Annotated in this window: 1 protein-coding gene; it reads left to right on the plus strand. The window is 72.1% G+C overall.

Annotated elements, in window-relative coordinates; translation table 11 throughout:
- The first annotated feature begins 322 nt into the window (after positions 1-322).
- A complete protein-coding gene (locus IE321_RS41135) occupies positions 323-3313 on the plus strand; it encodes a S8 family serine peptidase (protein WP_268257460.1) in 2991 nt (996 codons plus the stop codon).
- Positions 3314-3346 lie beyond the last annotated feature (33 nt).

Genomic DNA, 3346 nt, shown 5'->3' on the forward strand with positions numbered 1-3346 from the left:
CAGTGCTCCCGCGGCCGGAGCCCCGCTCGGGTGCTCCGGCCGCGGGAGCCACCGCATGCGCGGGGGCGGCCCGGTTCCCGCTCCGCGGGATTTCCGGTGCGTTCAACCGTCCACCCCCCCCGTGCATGACAGATGTGATCGCGAATGTCTTCCCGGCAGGTCAAACCACCTCGTACAGGGAAGAAGTAGCGTTCACCCGCCCCGGACCACCCGTCAGTCACCCCTGGTGCCAGGCGGTTCGGAGAGCCCCGCCCCCAACGCACGCCGCAGGCGAGCATCCGCTCGTCTCTCCGGCGTGCAGGGAAATCCATGAGGAGAGTCCGTGTCACTCCTGCCGCGAAGAACACCGCGCGACCGGCGAGCCGCCCTCGCCGCCTTGCTCACCACCGCCCTCGCCGCGCTCAGCCTTCCCCTCGCCACGACCGCCACCGCCACCCCCGCCGCCGCTCCGATCACCGAATCCGCCACGGGCGCCTACCTGGTCACCCTCGCCGACGAGCCCCTGGTCACCTACGACGGCGGGGTGGGCGACCTCCCCGCCACGAAGCCCGCCCAGGGCGGCAAGCTCGATGTCGCATCGGCCGCCGCCCAGCGGTACCGCGCCCACCTGACGGACCAGCAGACCCGCGTCGCCAAGAAGGTCGGCGCCACCGTCCGGCAGCACTACGCGGTCACCACCAACACCTTCAGCGCCCGGCTCGACGCCCGCCAACTGGTGCGCCTCGCCCACACCGGGAGCGTCGTGCACATCGCCCCCGACCGCTTCCACCACGCCACCGACGACCGGAACTCCACCGACTTCCTCAGACTCTCCGGCCGCAACGGGCTGTGGAAGGCCCTCGGTGGAACCGCCGAAGCCGGCAAGGGCATCGTCATCGGCGACATCGACACGGGCATCTGGCCCGAGAACCCCTCCTTCGCCGCCCCGGCCCTGAGTTCACGCGAGCCCGGTCCGAAGGGCCGTCACCGCCCCTACCGCGTGGGCACGACCACCGTGATGCACAAGGCGGACGGCGCCACCTTCAAGGGCACCTGCCAGACCGGCGACAGCTTCACCGCCGCGGCCTGCAACGAGAAGGTCATCAGCGCCCGCTACTTCGGCAAGGCATGGTTCGACGCCGTTCCGGAGTCCAACCGGGCCGGATACGTCTCCCCGCGCGACAGCCAGGGCCACGGCACCCACACCGCGGCCACCGCGGCCGGCAACGCCGACGTCCGCGCCACGGCCGGCGGCGAGGACCTCGGCACCGTCTCCGGCGTGGCCCCCGCAGCCACCATCGCCGTCTACAAGGCCCTCTGGCAGAGCAAGGACGGCCAGGCGGACGGCGGTCTGACCAGCGACATCGTCGCCGCCATCGACCAGGCCGTCGCCGACGGCGTGGACGTCATCAACTACTCACTCGGCGCCGCGTTCGAAAGCGTGTACAACGACCCGGCACAGGTCGCGCTCCGCAACGCCGCCGCGGCCGGAGTCTTCGTCGCCACCGCCGCGGGCAACTCCGGCCCGGGCGCGTCCAGCCTCTCCAACACCGCGCCCTGGACCACCACGGTCGCCGCCGGCACCATCAAGTCGCACACCGGCACGGTGGCCCTCGGCAACGGCTCCAGCTACACCGGCATCAGCACCACCGTGCACCGGCAGGTCGGCCCCGCCCCGCTCGTCCTGGGCTCCGCGGTCCGGGTCCCCGACACCGTGGACGTCTACGCGGACTACTGCATGCCGAACTCCCTCGACCCGGCCCGCACGGCCGGGAAGATCGTCGTCTGCGAACGGGGCTTCAACGGCCGCCCCGACAAGTACGCCGAGGTCAAGCGGGCCGGCGGCATCGGCCTCGTCCTGGTGAACCCCGGCGACGAGAGCACGGACGGCGACCTGCACAGCGTGCCGGCCGTCCACCTCGACCACGCGGACGCGGCCCCCGTGCGCACCTACGCCGCCACGAGCGGAGCCACCGCCACCCTCACCGAGGGAGGCGCCTCGGACGTCTACCCGCAGGTGGCCGGCTTCTCCTCGCGCGGCCCCTCGCTCGTCGGCAACGGCGACCTGCTCAAGCCCGACATCACCGCGCCCGGCGCCACGATCCTCGCGGCCGTGTCCCCGGACGGCAACCACGGCCGCGACTTCGACTACTACTCCGGTACGTCCATGGCCACCCCGCACGTCAGCGGCCTGGCGGCGCTCTACCTCTCGGAGCACCCGACCTGGTCCCCGATGAGCATCAAGTCGGCCATGATGACCACCGCCACACCGACGAAGACCGCGGACGGCAGGAACAGCGTCGACGCCTTCGCGCAGGGCGCCGGCGAGGTGGACGCACGAGCCATGCTGCGGCCCGGACTCGTCTACGACTCGGGGGAGAGGGACTGGCTCGCCTACCTCGAAGGCTCCGGCGTGCCCACCGGAACCGGCGTCAAGGCCATCGACCCGAGCGACCTCAACCACCCGTCCATAGCCATCGGTGACCTGTTCGGCAAGCAGACCGTCACCCGCACCGTCACCGCGACCACGGCCGGCACCTACCGCGCCCGGGTGGACCTCCCCGGCATCAAGGCCACCGTGAGCCCGTCCGTACTGCACTTCAGCCACCCCGGCCAGAAGCGCACCTTCACCGTCACCCTGGACGTGACCACCGCGCCCGCCGGACGCGTCGACACCGGGGCCCTCACCTGGACCTCCGGCCGCACCACCGTCCGCAGCCCGATCGTCGTCACCCCGCAGATCGTCCGCGCCCCCGCCGAGATCAAGGGCTCCGGCTCCAGCGGCTCGACCGAGTTCCCGGTCACCCCGGCCACCAGCACCCTGACGGCCACCGCCTACGGACCGGTCACCTCGCCGGTCACCAAGGGCACCCTGACCCAGATGCAGGAGGTCTCCTACGACGCCGAGATCCCCTCCGGTACCAAGGCGTCGCAGATCACGGTCCGCTTCGACGCGGCAGACGACACGATCACGGGCGTCCTGTGGGGCAGCAAGGTCGACGGGGTCCTCCAGGACGTCCACGTCGCCGTCCCCGACAGCGACGGAACGGTCACCATCACCGTGCCGCATCCCACGGCCGACGCCCTCTCCGTGTCCCTGGTCGCCATGGGGAAGGACGACGAGACCGTCACGCCGTACACCTATCAGGCGAACCACGTCACCGCGGACAGCCCCGCCACCGGCAAGGTCACGGTCACGCCCGACCGGTCCCGCGTCACCCCCGGCGTGCCGACCGACCTGACCGCCGCCTGGTCCGGCGTCCCGGTGGACGCCCGGTCCGGCGCCTGGATCGAGTACGGCAACGGGGCAGGCTCCTTCCTGACCCTCAACTGAATCCCGGCACCCACCGGCGGGGGCGGCACGCAC

The organism is Streptomyces hydrogenans, from assembly GCF_014656075.1.
GTDB classification, from domain to species: Bacteria; Actinomycetota; Actinomycetes; order Streptomycetales; family Streptomycetaceae; genus Streptomyces; species Streptomyces hydrogenans.